Annotated in this window: 11 protein-coding genes; all 11 read left to right on the top strand. The window is 68.8% G+C overall.

Going from position 1 to position 18,433, the window contains the following annotated elements; genetic code table 11:
- The 11 genes from QRN44_RS03230 to fusA all read left to right on the top strand — a co-directional run bounded on the left by QRN44_RS03230 (position 1) and on the right by fusA (position 18,317).
- Positions 1–1,644: a serine/threonine-protein kinase gene (locus QRN44_RS03230; protein ID WP_285038245.1), complete on the top strand. Its 1,644-nt coding sequence runs from the start codon at positions 1–3 to the stop codon at positions 1,642–1,644.
- A 53-nt stretch (positions 1,645–1,697) separates the two neighbouring features.
- Complete coding sequence (locus QRN44_RS03225; RefSeq protein WP_285038244.1) at positions 1,698–2,453, top strand: hypothetical protein; 756 nt, start codon at positions 1,698–1,700, stop codon at positions 2,451–2,453.
- 108 nt (positions 2,454–2,561) lie between these two features.
- Positions 2,562–7,820: an Ig-like domain-containing protein gene (locus QRN44_RS03220; RefSeq protein WP_285038243.1), complete on the top strand. Its 5,259-nt coding sequence runs from the start codon at positions 2,562–2,564 to the stop codon at positions 7,818–7,820.
- Positions 7,821–7,856: 36 nt separating this feature from the next.
- Complete coding sequence (locus tag QRN44_RS03215) at positions 7,857–8,825, top strand: AAA family ATPase (RefSeq protein ID WP_064296711.1); 969 nt, start codon at positions 7,857–7,859, stop codon at positions 8,823–8,825.
- A complete protein-coding gene (locus tag QRN44_RS03210; RefSeq protein ID WP_285038242.1) occupies positions 8,822–10,201 on the top strand; it encodes a DUF58 domain-containing protein in 1,380 nt (459 codons plus the stop codon). Before QRN44_RS03215 ends, QRN44_RS03210 begins: the two co-directional genes overlap by 4 nt.
- Entirely contained in the window at positions 10,198–12,648 is a 2,451-nt protein-coding gene (locus QRN44_RS03205) for a transglutaminase domain-containing protein (protein ID WP_285038241.1), read from the top strand. The genes QRN44_RS03210 and QRN44_RS03205 overlap by 4 nt, the downstream gene beginning before the upstream one ends.
- Positions 12,649–12,685: 37 nt before the next feature.
- Positions 12,686–13,327 (top strand): hypothetical protein, encoded by a 642-nt coding sequence (locus QRN44_RS03200; protein WP_064296709.1) that lies wholly within the window; start codon positions 12,686–12,688, stop codon positions 13,325–13,327.
- 120 nt (positions 13,328–13,447) lie between these two features.
- Complete coding sequence (locus QRN44_RS03195) at positions 13,448–14,923, top strand: zinc ribbon domain-containing protein (RefSeq protein WP_175116272.1); 1,476 nt, start codon at positions 13,448–13,450, stop codon at positions 14,921–14,923.
- 347 nt (positions 14,924–15,270) lie between these two features.
- Entirely contained in the window at positions 15,271–15,645 is a 375-nt protein-coding gene (gene rpsL / locus QRN44_RS03190; protein ID WP_056008169.1) for a 30S ribosomal protein S12, read from the top strand.
- A complete protein-coding gene (rpsG, locus tag QRN44_RS03185; protein ID WP_064296707.1) occupies positions 15,645–16,115 on the top strand; it encodes a 30S ribosomal protein S7 in 471 nt (156 codons plus the stop codon). The genes rpsL and rpsG overlap by 1 nt, the downstream gene beginning before the upstream one ends.
- Before the next feature lie 87 nt (positions 16,116–16,202).
- Positions 16,203–18,317, top strand: coding sequence for an elongation factor G (gene fusA / locus QRN44_RS03180; RefSeq protein WP_064296706.1), 2,115 nt, complete (start codon positions 16,203–16,205; stop codon positions 18,315–18,317).
- The last annotated feature ends 116 nt before the right edge of the window (positions 18,318–18,433 follow it).

Below are 18,433 nucleotides of genomic sequence, written 5' to 3'. Positions count from 1 at the left end.
GTGCGCCGTTCACCCTCGCAACCGCCGGCCATCCCCGGGCTGCGGTTCGAACGACAGCTCGGAGCAGGCGGGTTCTCCGACGTCTTCCTGTACGAGCAGCAGTTGCCGAGGCGTCAGGTCGCCGTCAAGGTGCTCCTCGCCGAGCACCTCAGCGAGCAGACCCGTGAGGCCTTCGTCGCCGAAGCGAACCTCATGGCGCAGCTCTCCGCGCACCCCTACATCGTCACGATCTACACGGCGGACGTCGCCCCGGACGGACGACCATACCTCGCGATGGAGTACTGCGCGGGGCCGAGCCTCGCCGAGCAGGCGAAGCTGCGGCGGTTCGCCGTCGCCGATGCGCTGCGCACCGGCGTCCGCCTGGCCAGTGCGGTGGCGACCGCCCACGCGGCCGGCATCCTCCACCGCGACATCAAACCGGCCAACGTGCTCACCAACGCGTACGGCTGGCCGGCGCTGACCGACTTCGGCATCTCGCAGGCCGTCGAACTCGAGGTTCCGACGAACGCCGGCCCCGGGCGCCCTGGCGACGTCGGTTCCACCGGTGCCTCGGGCACGCAGACGGTCGGTCTCTCCATCCCCTGGTCGCCGCCCGAGATGTTCGAGGACGAGCCACATCCGGACGTGCGGTCCGACGTGTTCTCCCTGGCAGCGACGGTCTACACGCTCCTCGCCGGACGGACGCCGTTCGAGATCCCCGGGCAGTCGAACGGAGCGGCCGACCTCATCAGCCGGATCGAGCGCGGGACCGTCACGCCGCTCGGGCGCGACGACGCACCGGCTTCCCTCGTCGCGACGCTGCAGAAGGGCCTCGCGAAGGACCGCGGCAACCGTTTCGAGAGCGCCGTCGACTTCGCGCGGGCGTTGCAGCGCGTCGAGATGGAGCTGGCGTACGCGCCGACACCCATCGACATCCCGAACCTCGTGCAGCCGCAGTCGCAGACCCCCCGGCCGGACACGTCCAGCAGCGCGTCGGACGAGACGCGGGTCCGACAGGTTCCGACGGTCGAGGCCCAGCCACGTCCCGGCGTGCCGAGTGTGCAGCCGTCGATCGGCGACGAGACGGTGGTCCGCTCGGCGGGACCGCTCGTGCAGCCAATCCAACCGTCGGCGCCGATCACCGTCGGAGCGGCCTCGGCGCCTTCCGAGACGATCCGCCGCGACCGCCTCGAGACCGCCGCCGCAGGTCCGACGGAGGACCCCGATGCCGGTACGGACGGACGAGGCGGACGTCGCCGACTGACCCGCCTCCTCGTCGTGGGCGGCGTCGCGGTGCTCGCGGTCGGTGGGATCGCCGCCGGCATCATCTGGCAGGGCGCGGCCGCCGATCCGAAGCCGACCGCCGCCGCGACCGGGGCGCCGATCCAACTGAGCGACGTCCCCTCGCCGAAGCCGTTCGGGGTGAACATCAGCGAGGACGGCAGCGTCGTCACGTTCATCTGGGACAACCCGGATCCGCAGGACGGCGACTCGTACATCTACCAGGTGACGAGCAGCGGCAAGAACTCGCCGAAGGTACCGACCTCGACGTACGCGGTCGATCTGAAGCCGAGTGCTCCGGGCGCGCAATTGTGCATCGAGGTGGTGATCGTCCGGGGCGGCGTCACCTCGCCCGATCCACTCGAGATGTGCTCGCAGCAGTAGCGGGACGGACGCACGGGGAGCGACACGATGACAGATATCAGGGGGACTGGGCGATGAGCATGGACGAGGCGACGGACACGACGACGACGAAGACGGCGGTGCGCGTCGAGTTCTGCGGCGAGGAGTACGCCGTGGACGCACGCAAGCCGTTCCTGATCGGGCGCGAGGGCGACCTCGTCGTCGACGAGAACCCCTTCCTGCACCGCACCTTCCTCAGTGTCACCTTCGACGCCGGGCTCTGGTGGCTCACGAACATCGGGAACACCCTCTCCGCGACGGTGACGGACACGACCGGCAACGTGCAGGCGTGGCTCGCGCCCGGCGCGCGGCTCCCGATCGTGTTCCCCGAGCTGCAGGTGCTGTTCAGTGCGGGGACGACGACCTACGACTTCACGATCACCTCGGATCTCGAGTACTTCAGTCCGTCGCAGCTCTCGACGACCACCGCCGGGACCACGACCGTCGGTCCGATCCACCTGACGAGCAGCCAGCGCCTCCTCATCGTCGCCCTGGCCGAGGACGTCCTGCGTCAGGCGTCGCCCGGCCGCGGTGAGATCCCGGCGTCTGCGGCCGCCGCCGCCCGCCTCGGCTGGAGCCAGACCACCTTCAACCGCAAGCTCGACAACGTCTGCGACAAGCTCGACAAGTTCGGGGTGCAGGGGCTGCGCGGCGGACCAGGCAAGCTCGCGACCGGACGTCGCGCACGACTGGTCGAGTACGCCGTCTCGACCAGGCTCGTCGACGCCAGCGACCTGCCGCTCCTCGACCATGCCGACCAGGCGGCCGTCGACGGGGGACGACCAGCCTGAGGTTGACCCCCGCAACCGTTTTCCAGACGGCACTTGTTTGTTAGAGTGACTCCGCGTTTGCAGCGCGGTGCGTGGACCGTGCCTTGACCGAACATCACCTGGGGGATCGTGAGCAACTGGAGCGCCTGGCTGCGCAAGCGCAAGACCGCGGCCTCCATCACGGCACTGTCGGTCCTCGTCGCCGTACCGGTGACCGCTGCACTCATCCACCAGGGCTTCCCCGTCACCGAGGTCGACCTCGAGTCCCGCGACGTCTGGGTCACCAACGGTGAATCCCTGCTCGCCGGGCGCCTCAACGACCAGATCTCCGAACTCGACGGAGCGGTCTCGACGGCCTCCAACAACGCCGACGTGCTGCAGGACGGCGACGACGTCTTCCTCCAGGACAAGGCGCTCTCCTCGCTCGAGCGCATCGACCCGGCGTTCACGAGTCTCATCCAGCGCGTCTCGCTGCCGACCGGCGCGACGGTGCACTACGGCGGCGACCGACTCTCGGTCGTGGCGGGGGAGACCGGCAAGCTTTGGTCCGTCGACGCCGCCGGAGAACTCCGGTTCGACCCCACGGAGACGAAACCGATCGTCTCCATCGGCAAGGCCGGTCAGGCGGTCGTCACCTCGACGGGCACCATCCTCGCGGTGGCACCGGCGAAGGGGATCCTCTACCGCATCCTGCCCGACGGCACGAAGACCGAGTCGAAGCTCCCGAAGCTCGACGAGTACCAGCTCAGTGCGGCCGGTGAGCAGGCGGTCATCCTCGACCTGAAGTCCGGCGACCTCGTGAAGCAGGACGGCTCCATCGTCGAGCTGCCCGGCAAGCCCTTGAAGATCCAGGAGCCGTCGGCCTCCGACGACGCGGCCGTCATTGCGACCGGCGACTCCCTCGTGCGCATCCCGCTCGGTGGCGGCGACCCGGAGGTGCTCGACGCGGACGTCGTCACCGAGGCGACGAGTGCGGCCGAGGTCACGGCCCCGGTCAACCTCGACGGCTGCATGCACGGTGCGTGGGCCTCCTCCAGCCGGTATGCCGCCGAGTGCGCCGACAAGAAGCCGGTCATCGCCGACATCAACCCGGAGACCGTCGGGCAGCAGCTCGTCTTCCGGGTGAACCGCTCGGTGATCGCGCTCAACAACGTCCAGACCGGCAACTCCTGGCTCGTGCAGGCGAACATGCGCCTCGTCGACAACTGGGACGAGGTGACGCCCCCGCAGGAGGAGGACGGCGAGGACGGCGACGAGAAGGCGTCAGAGCAGTCCTTCGAGGACACCCTGGCCGAGCGGACCGAGGAGAACCGGCCGCCGATCGCCCGCGACGACGCGTTCGGCGTCCGCCCGGGCCGCGCGACGGTCCTCCCGCTCCTCGACAACGACTCCGACGCGGACGGCGACGTCCTGACCATTCAGAACTTCGGCGACATCGGTCCCGAGACCGGCAAGCTGGAGTACATCGACGGCAAGCGGGCATTGCAGTTCACGCCCGCCGAGGGCTTCGTGGCCGGGACGACGTCGTTCCGGTACTCGGTCAACGATGGACGGCCGGGTGGCGTGGCCGAGGCGAACGTGAGCATCGCCATCAAACCGCCCGAGGTCAACGAGCCGCCGACCTCGCACCGCGAGGCCGCCGTGTCGGTCGAGGCCGGCCAGACGGTCACCTACAACGTGCTCGCCGACTGGCGCGATCCCGACGGTGACGACATCTTCCTCCAGTCGGCCTCGCCGGCGTCCGGCGACCTCGTCCGCTTCACCCCGGACGGCTTCGTGACGTTCACGCACGCCTCGCCCGAGATGGGCCCGCGCGACGTCAAATTCGTCGTGTCCGACGGCGTCACCTCGGCCGAGGGGACGCTCAAGGTCGACGTGCAACCCGCCGGAGCCCTCAGCCCCATCGGTACACCGGACTTCGTCTCGACCTTCGTCGGCGAGTCCGCACAGGTCCTGCCACTCGCGAACGACCAGTCACCGAGCGGTGCGCCCCTCGGTCTCATCGGTGTCGAAGCCCTGCAGGGCGGACTCGTGTCGTCGCCGAGTCTCGAGAAGCAGTCGGTCACCGTCTCGTCGAACGAGCCGGGCACCTACTACCTGAAGTACACGCTCGGTGCCGGTATCGCCTCGAGCATCGGGCTCATCCGCGTCGACGTGCTGGAGAAGCCCACCGACGTGCAGCCTCCGGTCGCCGTGAAGGACGAGGGCTACCTGCGACCGAACGAGACGATCACGATCCCGGTCCTCGCGAACGACGAGTCGCCGGGCGGTCAGGTGTTGGCGCTCCAGTCCGTCGACGTGCCGGACGAGTCCGCTTCCCTCTCCGTCGAGGTCCTCGACAGTGCCGTGGTGCGCGTCTCCTCCTCGGCACCGCTCGAGGGACAACTGCAGTTCACCTACACGGTCTCCGACGGGACCTCCTCGGCGACGGCGGCGGTCACCATCGTCCCGGTGCCGCCGCTCCCGAAGCACCAGGCGCCGGTCGCGAGCGACGACGCCGTCGTGGTGCGCGCCGGCGACATCGCGAACGTCGCCGTGCTCGACAACGACTACCACCCCGACGCGGCCGTGATGCTGGTCGACCGCGAGCTGGTCGACGTGCCGACCGCCGGCCTGGCCTTCGTCGACGACGACGAGGTGCGGTTCCAGGCGCCGACCGAGCCCGGCACCTACACCGCCACCTACCGCGTGTACGACACCTTCGGCGAGGCCGACACGGCCACGGTGACCTTCAACGTGGTCGGCGAGGACAAGAAGAACAACCAACCGCCCGTCCCGCAGCTGCTCACCTCCCGGGTGTTCGCCGGTGCGACGGTCCGCGTGGACGTCCCGCTCGACGGTCTGGATCCGAACGGCGACTCGGTGGTCCTCGACGACATCGCCTCCGCGCCCCTCCTCGGTCGCGTCATCGAGCAGGGGAGCACCTGGTTCGTCTACGAGGCGGCCCCGGACTCCTCCGGCACCGACACCTTCCAGTACCGGGTCAAGGACACCTACGGCGCGGTCGCAGTGGGCACGATCAAGATCGGCGTCATCGGGCGTCCCGAGGTCGACGGGCAACCGAACGCGGTCGACGACTACATCGAGGTCCTCCCGGGCAAGGTCGCCTCCGTGCCGGTGCTCTCCAACGACTCCGATCCGAACGGCTACAAGCTCAAGCTCGAACCGAAGCTGCTCTCGGTGGACGACGGCCTCACCGCCGAGGTCAGCAAGAGCCGCGTCGTGATCGAGGTGCCGGACGAGGAGGCCTTCTTCACCGTCCGATACCAGATCACCAACGGCAAGGGCGGGATCGACAGCGCCTACATCCAGGTCAAGGTCACGAAGGACGCGAAGCCCCAATTCCCCGAGGCCGACGACCACGTCCTCGAGGACGCCGACATCGTCGGGAAGAAGACCGTCGACATCGACGTGCTCGACGGTGCGCAGAACCCCGGGGGGCTCGTGGACGACCTGCAGCCGAGCCTCGAGGGTGCGAACGCCCCGTCCGGCGAGGTGCGCGACGGTGGCACCATCCGGGTCACCCTCACCGACCGACGCCAGGCGATCGCCTATCGGTTGACGGATCCCGTCACCCAGCTGAGCGGCGCGGCGTTCATCATCGTGCCGGCGGCGACCGACGGTGAGCCGCCGCGGATCAAGAGTCCTCTGCCCGAGCAGATCGTCAAGGTCAACGAGACGCGGACCTGGAAGCTCTCGGAGATCACCGAGGCGCCGTCCGGGAAGCCCGTCACCATCGCCTCCGAGGGCAGTGTCGTGAACTTCCGGAGCAACGGCACGTCGAGCTACGTCGACGACGCCACGATCACCTTCACCCCGGCCAAGGACTACCGCGGACCGGCGTCGGTGAGTTTCGAGGCGACCGACGGCCGGGACAGCAAACTGCTCACCCTGCCGATCACGGTGGGTGACCCCGACCTCGAGGACGTCCCGCCGACGTTCACGCCGCCGACGGTGACGATCGAGGCCGGAGAGGCACCCATCACGGTCGACCTGCGGGCGTCGAGCGACCACCCGAACCCGAAGATCCTCGCAGCCCTCACCTACCAGGGCTTCGGCGGGACCACAGCGGGCGTCCAGGGGAACCTGTCGGGCTCGCAGGTGACGATCTCCGCCCCGCAGGGCACCCAGCCCGGCACCTCGGCGACGCTCACCTTCACCGTGAACTACAAGGAGTATTCCGTCCCGGGGTCCGTCAACGTCCGCGTCGTGTCGTCGACGAGGCCGCTCCCGCGCGCCATCGACGACCGCGTGGAAGAGGGCCGCAAGAACAAGGCCGAGTCGATCAACGTGCTCGCCAACGACTACAACCCGTTCCCCGACACGCCGCTCAAGATCCTCGACGCCACGGTCGAGAGCGCCCCGGCTGGTGGAGCGACGGCCACGGTGTCCGGGAGCTCGGTCACCGTCACGCCCGGTTCGTCCAAGAGCGGGACCGTGAGCGTCATCTACACGATCCAGGACGCGACGAACGACCCCAACCGACGAGTGCAGGGCCGCATCACCGTCATCGTGAAGGACGTCCCCGATCCGCCGTCGCTCAGTCTGAAGAGCGCGAAGAGCGGCAAGATCACCGTCGTCGTCGGCGGTTCGCCCGCGAGCAACGGCGCGCCCATCGAGTACCACGCGGTGAAGTGGAGCGGCGGCGGGGAGAAGCAGTGCGCCCCGGGGAACGACTGCAGCTTCGATGTCACGAACGGGCAGAGCTACACCTTCTCCGCCTACGCGCACAATGCCGTCGGCAACAGCGCGGACTCCGAGACGGTCACGGCCACCGCCTACGGCGTCCCGACCGCGCCGCAGAACGTGTCGCTACGGGCATCCGGAGATGCCCCGGCGACCCTCACCATGCAGTGGGCGAGGCCAGCGGATGACGGTGGACAGGTCACGAGCTACAGCTGGCGGATCATGAGCGGTTCGAGCACCGTGAAGACGGGGACGACGGGGAGCACCAGCGATTCCGTCGGCGGCATCGGCGCGGGCACCTATCAGGTGTACGTGTCCGCGACCGGGCCCGGCGGAACCGGCCCGGAGGGCGGACCGGCGGAGGCCACGGTCAAGGATCCGCCGCCGCCGAAGCCCAGCGGCTCCCTGTTCAAGTCCGGGGGCGCGCATGCCTGTCAGAGTGGCGGCACCGGCTGCTACGACGTCGGTGTGAACTACCAGAACGTGCCCCAGGGCAATTACACCGTGGACATCACCCGCGATGGACGCGCGATCGGCACGTCCATGAACGTGACCGTCGGTGGTAACGGGAGCTTCACGCACCACAACCATCTCGGCGTCATGACCGGCGGCGAGACCATCGCCGCGACGTTCCGGAACAACGCCACCGGTGAGACGTTCACCATCGGCTCGATGTCCGGCTCGGCCTGGAACAACCTCTAGAACCACAACGACCTTCACTTCACGGAGAGCACACCCATGACTGTCACGCAGGAACAGGCCACCTGGTTCGCCGATGCTTTCGGCAAGCTCGTCGGCAACGTCGAGCAGGCCATCCTCGGCAAGGAGCACGTCATCAAGCTCGTCGTCACGGCCATGCTCTCGGAGGGCCACGTGCTCCTCGAGGACTACCCGGGCACCGGCAAGACCGTGCTCGCGAAGGCCCTCGCGAACACGCTCGACGGCACGAGCTCGCGCATCCAGTTCACGCCGGACCTCCTGCCGTCCGACGTCACGGGTGTGACCATCTACGACCAGGGCAAGGGCGTCTTCGAGTTCCACAAGGGACCGATCTTCGCCTCGATCGTGCTCGCGGACGAGATCAACCGTGCCTCGCCGAAGACGCAGTCGGCGCTCCTCGAGGTCATGGAAGAGGGCATCGTCACGATCGACGGCACGAGCTACGAGGCCGGCAAACCGTTCATGGTCATCGCGACGCAGAACCCGATCGAGCAGGCCGGCACCTACAAGCTGCCCGAGGCGCAGCTCGACCGGTTCCTCATCAAGACGACGCTCGGCTACCCCGACCGCCAGACCTCGGTGAACCTGCTGCTCGACGCCTCCAACCGGGCCCGCGCGACGAAGGTGCAGCCGATCATCGGCTCCGACGCCGTCATCACGATGGCGCAGCTCGCGACCGAGGTGCACGTCGACGGCAGCATCCTCGAGTACGTCGCGGACGTCGTGGCGGCCACGCGGGACGACCAAGACGTCGCCCTCGGCGTCAGCATGCGCGGTGCCCTCGCGCTCGTGCGCGCCGTCAAGACGTGGGCCATCTCGCAGGGGCGCACCTACGTCACCCCCGACGACGTCAACGACCTCGCGCAGGCCGTCCTCGCGCACCGCATCATCATCGACCCGGAGTCCGACTTCGCGGGCGTCACAGCGCAGGACGTCGTGGCCCGGGTCCTCGTCAGCATCGCTCCGCCGGCGTACCGCGCAGCATGAGCGAGACCCTCGAGCAGCGCGCCGCCGCCGCGCCGGACGGATCCGACCCGGTCCGCACGGCGACGGTCGGCGCGCCTGCCGAGACGAGCCCGGACGGCCCCGATGCGCACGTCGACGGTGCGCCGGTCCCGGCCCGACGGCCGAACCCGTTCCGCGGCGCGCTCGACGGTGTCGGTGCCGTCGTCGTGCCCTGGGCCCGGGTCGCCTGGACGGCAGCGCAGCCCGTCCTCGCTGTGGTCAGCGGCCTCGGCTGGGTCGTGCTCGCGATCGGCGTCATCGCGACCGTCGCCGGCTTCATCCTGGGCTGGGCGGAGCTCGTCTTCCTCGGCTTCGTGCCGCTGGCCGCGTTGCTCGCCTCCGTCGCCTACCTTTTCGGACGGTCGACCTTCCGCATCTCCATCCACTTGAACCCCAGCCGGGTCACCGTCGGCGAGCGCGCGATCGGGCAGGTCCTCATCGCCAACCCCGGCAACCGCGCCACGACGCCCACGCGCCTCGAGGTCCCCGTGGGCTACGGCCTGGCGGAGTTCGCGATCCCGGCCATCCCGAAGGACGGCGAGCACGAGGAATTGTTCGCCGTACCGACGAACCGGCGAGCCGTGATCCCCGCCGGGCCCGCCCTCTCGGTCCGCGGCGACCAGCTCGGTCTGCTGCGTCGCGAGGTGCGTTGGACGGAGCCGGTCGAGCTCTTCGTGCATCCCGAGACCACGCGCCTCCACCCGACGGCCGCCGGTCTCATCCGCGACCTCGAGGGCCTCGTCACGAAGACCATCACCAACAACGACATCTCCTTCCACGCCCTCCGTGGATACGTCGCCGGCGACGACCGCCGTTACATCCACTGGAAGTCGTCCGCGAAGACCGGCCAGCTCATGGTCCGGCAGTTCGAGGAGACGCGGCGGTCGCAGCTCACCATGGTGATGACGACCGACTCCCGCTACTACGCCGAGGACGAGGACGAGTTCGAGTTGGCGGTGTCGCTCACCGCGTCCATCGCCACCCAGGTGATCCTCGACCAGGTGCCGATCAGCGTCGTGACCGACCGGCTCGCGCTGCGGACCCACACCGTGACCTCCTTCCTCGACGACAGCTGCCGGCTGCAGCTCGCCGAGGGCACCTTCGACACCCCGCGCACCTTCGCCCGGGAGACCACGAAGCGCCTGCCGGCACCGAGCGTCGTCATCATCGTCGCCGGTTCGCGACTCGAGGCACAGGAGTACCGGGGGATCCAGCGTCTCTTCGGTCCCGACGTCAACGTGTTCGGCATCCGCGTCGAGCGCGGCGCTCGGGCCAGCATCAAGGACGTCGCCGGGATGAACGTCATGACGGTCGGGGCGCTGAGCGACCTCGCCAAGGTCATGTCGAGGGCCCTGTGAGCGGGGTCGACGAGCGCACGACGGTGCGCCCCGGGCGCGTTCCCGGCTCGGCGGCGGACGTCGACGTCCAGGGCATCGTCCCGACCTTCACCGCGCCCTGGCCGTTGCCCGGCCGTTCCTGGATCGACCTCGCGGTCGTCTTCGTCCTCGCGGCCCTCGGCCTGCTCGGCTTCGGAGCGGCGCTCAGCGGCACCGGGTTCCTCCTCGCGGGCCTCGGAGGCCTCGCGCTCGGCATGGCGGTGGGCGTCGCCTCCCACGCCCTCCGGCTGAACGCCCTCCTGACCGGCCTCTCGACCGTCCTCGTCTTCTACGTCTTCGGCAGCGCCCTGGCGATGCCGTCCGTGGCGACGTTCGCGGTCCTCCCGAACCTGCGGACCCTGGGCGGGATCAGCGTCGGCGCGGTGTTCGGGTGGAAGGACTTCGTCACCCTGCAGACCCCGCTGAGCGCGCCCGCGTACATCATGACCCTGCCCTACGTCGCAGGGCTGCTCGTCGGCGTCGTCTCCGCCGTGCTCGCCGTCCGCTGGCTGCCGCGCCGTCCGCAGGTCGCCGTGCGCTGCGCGATCGTGCTCGTCGGCCCGACCGTGCTCTACGCCCTCGGCGTCCTCCTCGGCACGCAGACGCCCTTCCTGGCGGCCGTCCGCGGGATCGCGTTCGCGCTCATCGCCCTCCTCTGGCTCGGCTGGCGGCCGGGTGCCGGTCGTGGCGAGAACGCGGCGGCGTCGACCACCGCCGTCCTCCGGCGCAAGAAGATCATCGGCACGGCCGTTCTCGCCGCGGTCGCGGTCGTCGTCGGCGGCGGTGCGGCCGTCGTCGCCTCGCCTCCCACGGACTCACGGTTCGTCCTCCGCGAGGTCGTCACCCCGCCGTTCGACCCCCTGGAGTATCCGAGCCCGCTCGCCGGGTTCCGCGAGTACACGAAGGACCTCGCCGAGACGAAGCTGTTCACCGCGACCGGCCTCGAGCCGGGGGATCGGATCCGTCTGGCGGCCATGGACAGCTACGACGGCCGTCTGTGGACCGTCTCCGGGCCCTCCACGGCGACCGACGGTTCCGGTGCCTTCGAGCTCGTCGGCGACCACCTTCCCGCACCCCAGCTCATGACACCGGGGAGCGACCGGCGGGTGTCCATCGACGTCACCGGCTACGACGACATCTGGGTGCCCAGCGTCGGGTACCCGAGCGCGCTCACCCTCGACGGCAAGGCGGCGGAGCGATCCGAGGACATCCGCTACAACGCCGAGAGTGGCGCGGCCGTCATCACCTCGGGCATCGGCACGGGCGACGACTACGAGGAGCGGACCACGACGCAGGCGGTCCCGAGCGACACGGCCCTCGCGACGACGCCGACCGCAGCGGTCGAGCTGCCGCCCGTCACGAACATCCCGGACATCGTGGTCGCGAAGGCCTCGGAGTTCGTCGGCGCCGAGACGACCCCCATGGCCCAGCTGCGGCGGATCGAGCAGACGCTCCGCACCACCGGGTTCCTCAGCCACGGGCTCGCCTCGGACAGCTCTCCGTCGCGCGCCGGTCACGGTGCCGACCGGATGTCGGAGCTGTTCACCCGCACACCGATGGTCGGTGACGAGGAGCAGTACGCCTCGGCGTTCGCCCTCATGGCCCGATCGCTCGGCTACCCCGCGCGGGTCGTCATGGGCTTCGCGCCGGAGGTGACGGAGGGCCAGGGTTCTGTGCAGGTCGTCGGGGACGACGTGACGGCGTGGGTCGAGGTGCCCTTCGAGGGCTACGGCTGGGTCGCGTTCTCGCCGACCCCCGATGAGACCGAGATCCCGCAGGACCAGGACCCGAAGCCGAAGACCGAGCCGCAGCCGCAGGTGCGTCAGCCGCCGCGCAGCGACAACCTCGACGACAGCCTCCTCACCGAGGCCTCGATCGACGACGGCGACGACAAGGACAAGAACGACGGGCTCGTGATCCCGGAATGGGTGTGGTGGCTCGCGCTGATCGTGGGTGTCCCGGTGTCGCTGTATTTCATCCCGCTCCTCGCCATCTCGGGTGCGAAGCGTCGGCGGACGAAGCGTCGCCGCGCGGGCGGCGGTGACCGCAGTGCGGCCGGTGCGTGGGACGAGCTGATCGACCGCTACGCCGAGCTCGGGTACACGGTGCCTGCGGCCGCGACGCGGTCGACCACGGCGTCCGTGCTCGGAGCCCAGGAACCGGAGGGCGCGACCACGCTCACCGCGCTCGCGGGGACGACCGACGACGTGGTCTTCTCCGGTCGTGACGTGGACGACACGACGGCCGACGAGCTGTGGCAGCGGTCGGAGGCCGAGGCGTCACGGGCGCAGGGAGCGCTCGGCTGGTTCGCCCGCCAGCGGAGCCGGTTCCGCTACCGAGCGAAACGCGGTCTCGTGAGTCGACTGCAGCCGTCCGGTTCGCTCGCACGGCGAGCAACACGCGAGCAGCGCGCCACCGGAGGTCGCTGAGGTCGATGCGGCCACCGAGGCACTACCCTCGGTGAGTATGGAGCGCTCGCTCGAGACCAGTGTGAGCCAGGCCGTCGACGCCTGGCTCCGGTGGTTGCCGCGCTGGCACCCCGCCGCACACCGTGGACGCACCCGGATCTGCCGCCGGTGCATCGGATCTCCGATCCTCCGCGCAGCAGGCCTCGTCGACGACGTGCCGCACCAGGTGCAGCACGGCCTCGCCACCCGGATGAAGGCCCTCGTCGACCACGCGGTGGCGGAGTACACCGAGCGGAACCTCCCCGTCCTCCGTGCCGAACTGCGTGCTGCCGACCTGCGCGAGGCGCAGCGTTCCTACCGTCCGGGGGAGGGGCTCGACCCGGAGTTCGACGGGCTGCAGCTCGACCCCGATCCGGATCCCGAGCAGCCCTACCTCTTCACCCTCGCGGAGCTCGGCGAGTCCCAGGCGAGGACCGTTCCACCACCCCCGCCGTTGTCCGACGACGCGAAGGAGGCGCTGCGCACCGAGATCGCCCTCGCCGACCAATGCGCGAACGAGACCGGGCGCCGCATCTGCGAACTCCTCGTCGGGCACCGGCTCGCCATCCACGACGCCGTCGAACGGTACGTCGAACCGCAGGTCGCCGCACTCCTCGACGACCTCGCGCTCGAGCTCGATTCCCCCACCTCGCCCTGGTAGTCGTCGGGGCTCACCCGGACGCAGGAGGGGAGATCTCCCCATCGTGCTGTCCGACACCCGTCACTATACTTTCGAGCACTTGTCATCAGCACGATCCATGCTCATTGGGGGCGCAACACCATGACCGATCCCGGAGATCAGAACCCGCAGCAGCCCCAGTGGCAGCGACCGCCCGCCCAGCCCGACCCGCAGCAGGGATGGCAGGGCAACGGCCCGCAGCAGTCGGGTTCGGGCCAGCAGCAGACGGGCCAGTACGGACAGCAGTCGCCGTACGGGCAGTCGCCGACCCAGCCGTCCGGGCAGTACGGGCAGCAGTCCGGCCAGTACGGTGAGCAGTCGTCCGGCCAGCACAGCCAGCAGACGGGCCAGTACGGCCAGCAGTCCGACCAGTACAGCCAGCAGACCGGTCAGTACGGTCAGACGGCGCAGTACGGCCAGCAGCCGACCGAGCAGTTCGGTCAGCAGGGCACTGGTCAGTACGGCCAGCAGCCCACGGGACAGTACGGTCAGCAGCCCACCGAGCAGTACGGCCAGGCGCCCTACGCGCAGGGCGCCGGCGGGTATGGCGGCGGCCAGCAGCCGCCGAAGAAGAAACTCTCGAAGAAGGGGCTCACCGGCATCATCGCCGGCGGCAGCGCCCTCCTCCTCATCATCGTGGGTGGCGTCGTCGGTGTCACCGTCGGCAATGCGCTCCACGCCCCGCAGGTGACGGTCGAGAGCTACCTCGACGCCCTCAAGTCGGGTGACGCCGAACAGGCGCTCAAGCTCTCCGGCACCGAGGTGTCGGCGGCCGACGTGCTCCTGACGGACGACGCGTACAAGGCCGCGTCCGGCAAGGTCTCCGGCTATACGATCGGGAAGACCACGACCAACGGGAACACCGCGACCGTCCAAGCCCGCCTCACCCAGGGTGGCGAGAGCGTCGACCAGGAGTTCACGCTCACCAAGGTCGGCAAGGACGCCGTGCTCTTCGACAAGTGGAAGCTCGAGGCTCCGGAACTCAGCACGGTCCAGGTCGACGTGGTCGCCCCTGAGGACGCGGTGGCGACGGTCGGCGGTGTCGACCTCACCGACGTCGAGCCGATCGCCGAGGGGTCGTACCAGCTGCGTGCACTCCCCGGCACCTACGACGTCGCCCTCAGCGAGAGCGACTGGTACACCGCCGAGGCGACCACCACGACGGCCGTGGGCTTCGGGCAGGCCGCGGAACCCGCGACGCTCGCCGTCGCCCTCACCGACGCCGGGACGACCGCCGTCGAGGAGGCCGTCAACGCGTACATCGACGGCTGCGGCGCCGCGACGGAGCTCGCCCCCGAGGGGTGCCCCTTCGAGATCCGCAACGACACCGGCTTCACGCCGTCCGGCGTGACCTGGAAGTTCGACACGCGCCCGACCTTCACGGTCGGCGAGTTCTCGGGCGGCGGCTGGGCCGTCGACTCCGAGACCGTCGGGCGCATGTCGATGACGTGCACGCTGACCGACCCGGCCACCGGCCAGACCGGCCCGGGCTACAGCATCAACCCGGTCGACTTCATCGTCGGCGGCACGGTCGAGGGCTTCACCGACGAGGGCGCGACGTTCGTCCCCTTCCCCTAGACCCACACCTGGACGACCCCTGGGAGCACTGCTCCCAGGGGTCGTCGTCGTTTGACCACAGGCCCTCCGCGGGCTAGTCTTGTTTGGGTGTGCGCGCTGTCGTGCGCTCTCGTGCTGTCCACGTTCTCCGGAGCCTGGCTCGGGGGAGCGGACAGCAGTCTTGCACCATCGGGTTGATCCCCGCCGGGCTGGTCCCGGTTGCAGATCGCCCCCACGGCATACCCACCACTTCAGTGACGCGCACTCGCGCGTCACCGGTGGGTCCATACGACCTCGTGGTCCGGGAGACCGGTCCACGAATGCTGCAGTACCACTGTCACCGTGCAGTCATCATCAAGGAGCAAGTAGTGCCAACCATTCAGCAGTTGGTTCGGAAGGGCCGCAGCCCCAAGGTCGTCAAGACCAAGGCGCCCGCCCTGAAGAGCAACCCCCAGCAGGCCGGCGTGTGCACCCGCGTGTACACCACCACCCCGAAGAAGCCGAACTCGGCGATGCGCAAGGTCGCCCGCGTGAAGCTGCGCAACGGCACCGAGGTCACCGCGTACATCCCCGGTGAGGGCCACAACCTCCAGGAGCACTCGCTGGTCCTGGTCCGTGGTGGTCGTGTGAAGGATCTCCCGGGTGTCCGTTACAAGATCGTCCGTGGCGCCCTCGACACGCAGGCCGTCAAGAACCGCAAGCAGGCTCGCAGCCGCTACGGCGCGAAGATGGAGAAGAAGTAATGCCTCGCAAGGGTCCAGCTCCGAAGCGTCCCGTCGTCGCCGATCCCGTCTACGGCGCCCCCATCGTCAGCCAGCTCGTCAACAAGATCCTGCTGGACGGCAAGAAGGGCCTCGCTGAGCGCATCGTCTACGACGCACTCGAAGGCGTCACCGCCAAGAACCAGGGCGACGCCGTCGTCACGCTCAAGAAGGCGCTCGACAACGTCCGCCCGACCCTCGAGGTGCGTTCGCGCCGCGTCGGTGGTTCCACCTACCAGGTGCCGGTCGAGGTCAAGCCTCACCGCGCCAACACCCTCGCCCTGCGCTGGCTCGTGAGCTACGCGAAGGGCCGCCGTGAGAAGACGATGACCGAGCGTCTCCAGAACGAGATCCTCGACGCATCGAACGGTCTCGGTGCAGCCGTCAAGCGTCGTGAAGACACGCACAAGATGGCCGAGTCGAACAAGGCGTTCGCGCACTACCGCTGGTAGTCGCCGCCCGATGCGAGGGCGGACGATCCGTCCGCCCTCGCACACCTGAGTGAATCAGCTCACCCCTACCTATCCCCGGAGGACCCCGTGGCACAAGACGTGCTCACCGACCTGAACAAGGTCCGCAACATCGGCATCATGGCCCACATCGATGCCGGCAAGACCACCACCACCGAGCGCATCCTGTTCTACACGGGCGTCAACCACAAGATCGGCGAGACCCACGACGGTGCGTCGACGATGGACTGGATGGCGCAGGAGCAGGAGCGCGGCATCACCATCACGTCCGCCGCGACGACCTGCTTCTGGAACAAGAACCAGATCAACATCATCGACACCCCCGGCCACGTCGACTTCACGGTCGAGGTCGAGCGTTCGCTCCGCGTCCTCGACGGCGCGGTCGCGGTGTTCGACGGCAAGGAGGGCGTTGAGCCCCAGTCCGAGACCGTCTGGCGTCAGGCCGACAAGTACGACGTCCCGCGCATCTGCTTCGTCAACAAGATGGACAAGCTCGGCGCCGACTTCTACTTCACCGTCGACACGATCATCAGCCGTCTCGGCGCGAAGCCGCTGGTCATCCAGCTGCCGATCGGTGCCGAGTCCAACTTCGAGGGCGTCGTCGACCTCGTCGAGATGCGTGCGCTGACCTGGCGTGGAGACGCCAAGGGTGACGTCGAGATGGGCGCCAAGTACGCCATCGAGGAGATCCCGGAAGACCTCAAGGAGAAGGCGGCCGAGTACCGCACCGCGCTCCTCGAGGCCGTCGCCGAGACCGACGACGCACTCATGGAGAAGTACTTCGGTGGCGAAGAGCTGACCGTCGCGGAGATCAAGGCCGCGATCCGTCACCTCACCATCACGAGCACGATGTACCCGGTCCTCTGCGGCTCCGCGTTCAAGAACCGCGGCGTCCAGCCGATGCTCGACGCGGTCATCGACTACCTCCCCTCCCCGCTCGACGTCCCGGCCATCGAGGCCCACGACGCGCGCGACGAGGAGAAGGTCGTGGAGCGTCACCCCGACTCGACCGAGCCCTTCACCGCGCTCGCGTTCAAGGTCGCGGTGCACCCGTTCTTCGGTCGCCTGACGTACGTCCGCGTCTACTCGGGTCGTCTCGACTCCGGTGCGCAGATCATCAACTCGACCAAGGGCAAGAAGGAGCGCATCGGGAAGATCTTCCAGATGCACGCCAACAAGGAGAACCCGGTCGACTTCGTCACCGCCGGTCACATCTACGCGGTCATCGGCCTGAAGGACACCACCACCGGTGACACCCTGTCCGACCCGCAGCACCAGGTCGTCCTCGAGTCGATGAGCTTCCCGGAGCCCGTCATCGAGGTCGCGATCGAGCCGAAGACCAAGGCCGACCAGGAGAAGCTGGGCACCGCGATCCAGAAGCTGGCCGAAGAGGACCCGACGTTCCGCACCGAGCAGAACACCGAGACCGGCCAGACGGTCATCAAGGGCATGGGCGAGCTCCACCTCGACATCCTCGTCGACCGCATGAAGCGCGAGTTCAACGTCGAGGCCAACGTCGGCAAGCCGCAGGTCGCGTACCGCGAGACCATCAAGCGCAAGGTCGAGAAGTACGGCTACACGCACAAGAAGCAGACCGGTGGTTCGGGTCAGTTCGCGAAGATCCAGTTCGATCTGGAGCCGATGGACGTCACTCCGGAGACGACCTACGAGTTCGTGAACGCCGTGACCGGTGGTCGCATCCCGCGCGAGTACATCCCGTCGATCGACGCCGGTTTCCAGGACGCCCTGCAGGTCGGTGGCCTCGCCGGCTACCCGGTCGTGGGTGTCAAGGCGATCATCACCGATGGTGCGGCGCACGACGTCGACTCCTCGGAGATGGCGTTCAAGATCGCCGGCTCGATGGGTCTCAAGGAGGCCTACTCGCGTGCCAACCCCGTCCTCCTCGAGCCGCTCATGGCGGTCGAGGTGCGTACTCCCGAGGAGTACATGGGCGACGTCATCGGAGACCTCAACTCGCGCCGTGGGCAGATCCAGTCCATGGACGACGCCACCGGCGTCAAGGTCATCCGTGCCAACGTGCCGCTCTCCGAGATGTTCGGCTACATCGGCGACCTCCGGTCGAAGACCTCCGGTCGTGCCGTGTACTCGATGACGTTCGAGAGCTACGCGGAGGTCCCGAAGGCTGTCGCCGACGAGATCATCCAGAAGAACAAGGGCGAGTAGTCACTCACTCTCTCTTCACCGCGGTCCGGCCGGGTGTGCGAACACCCGGCCGGATCGCGTAACATGAATACACATCCCTGCAGTGCGTCGGGCATCGAATGGTGCCCGGCGTCCCG

This window comes from Plantibacter sp. lyk4-40-MEA-4, assembly GCF_030209415.1.
Classification (GTDB): Bacteria; Actinomycetota; Actinomycetes; order Actinomycetales; family Microbacteriaceae; genus Plantibacter; species Plantibacter flavus_A.
Note: the sequence above shows the minus strand (reverse complement) of the source record. Positions and strands in the feature narration are given on the sequence as shown.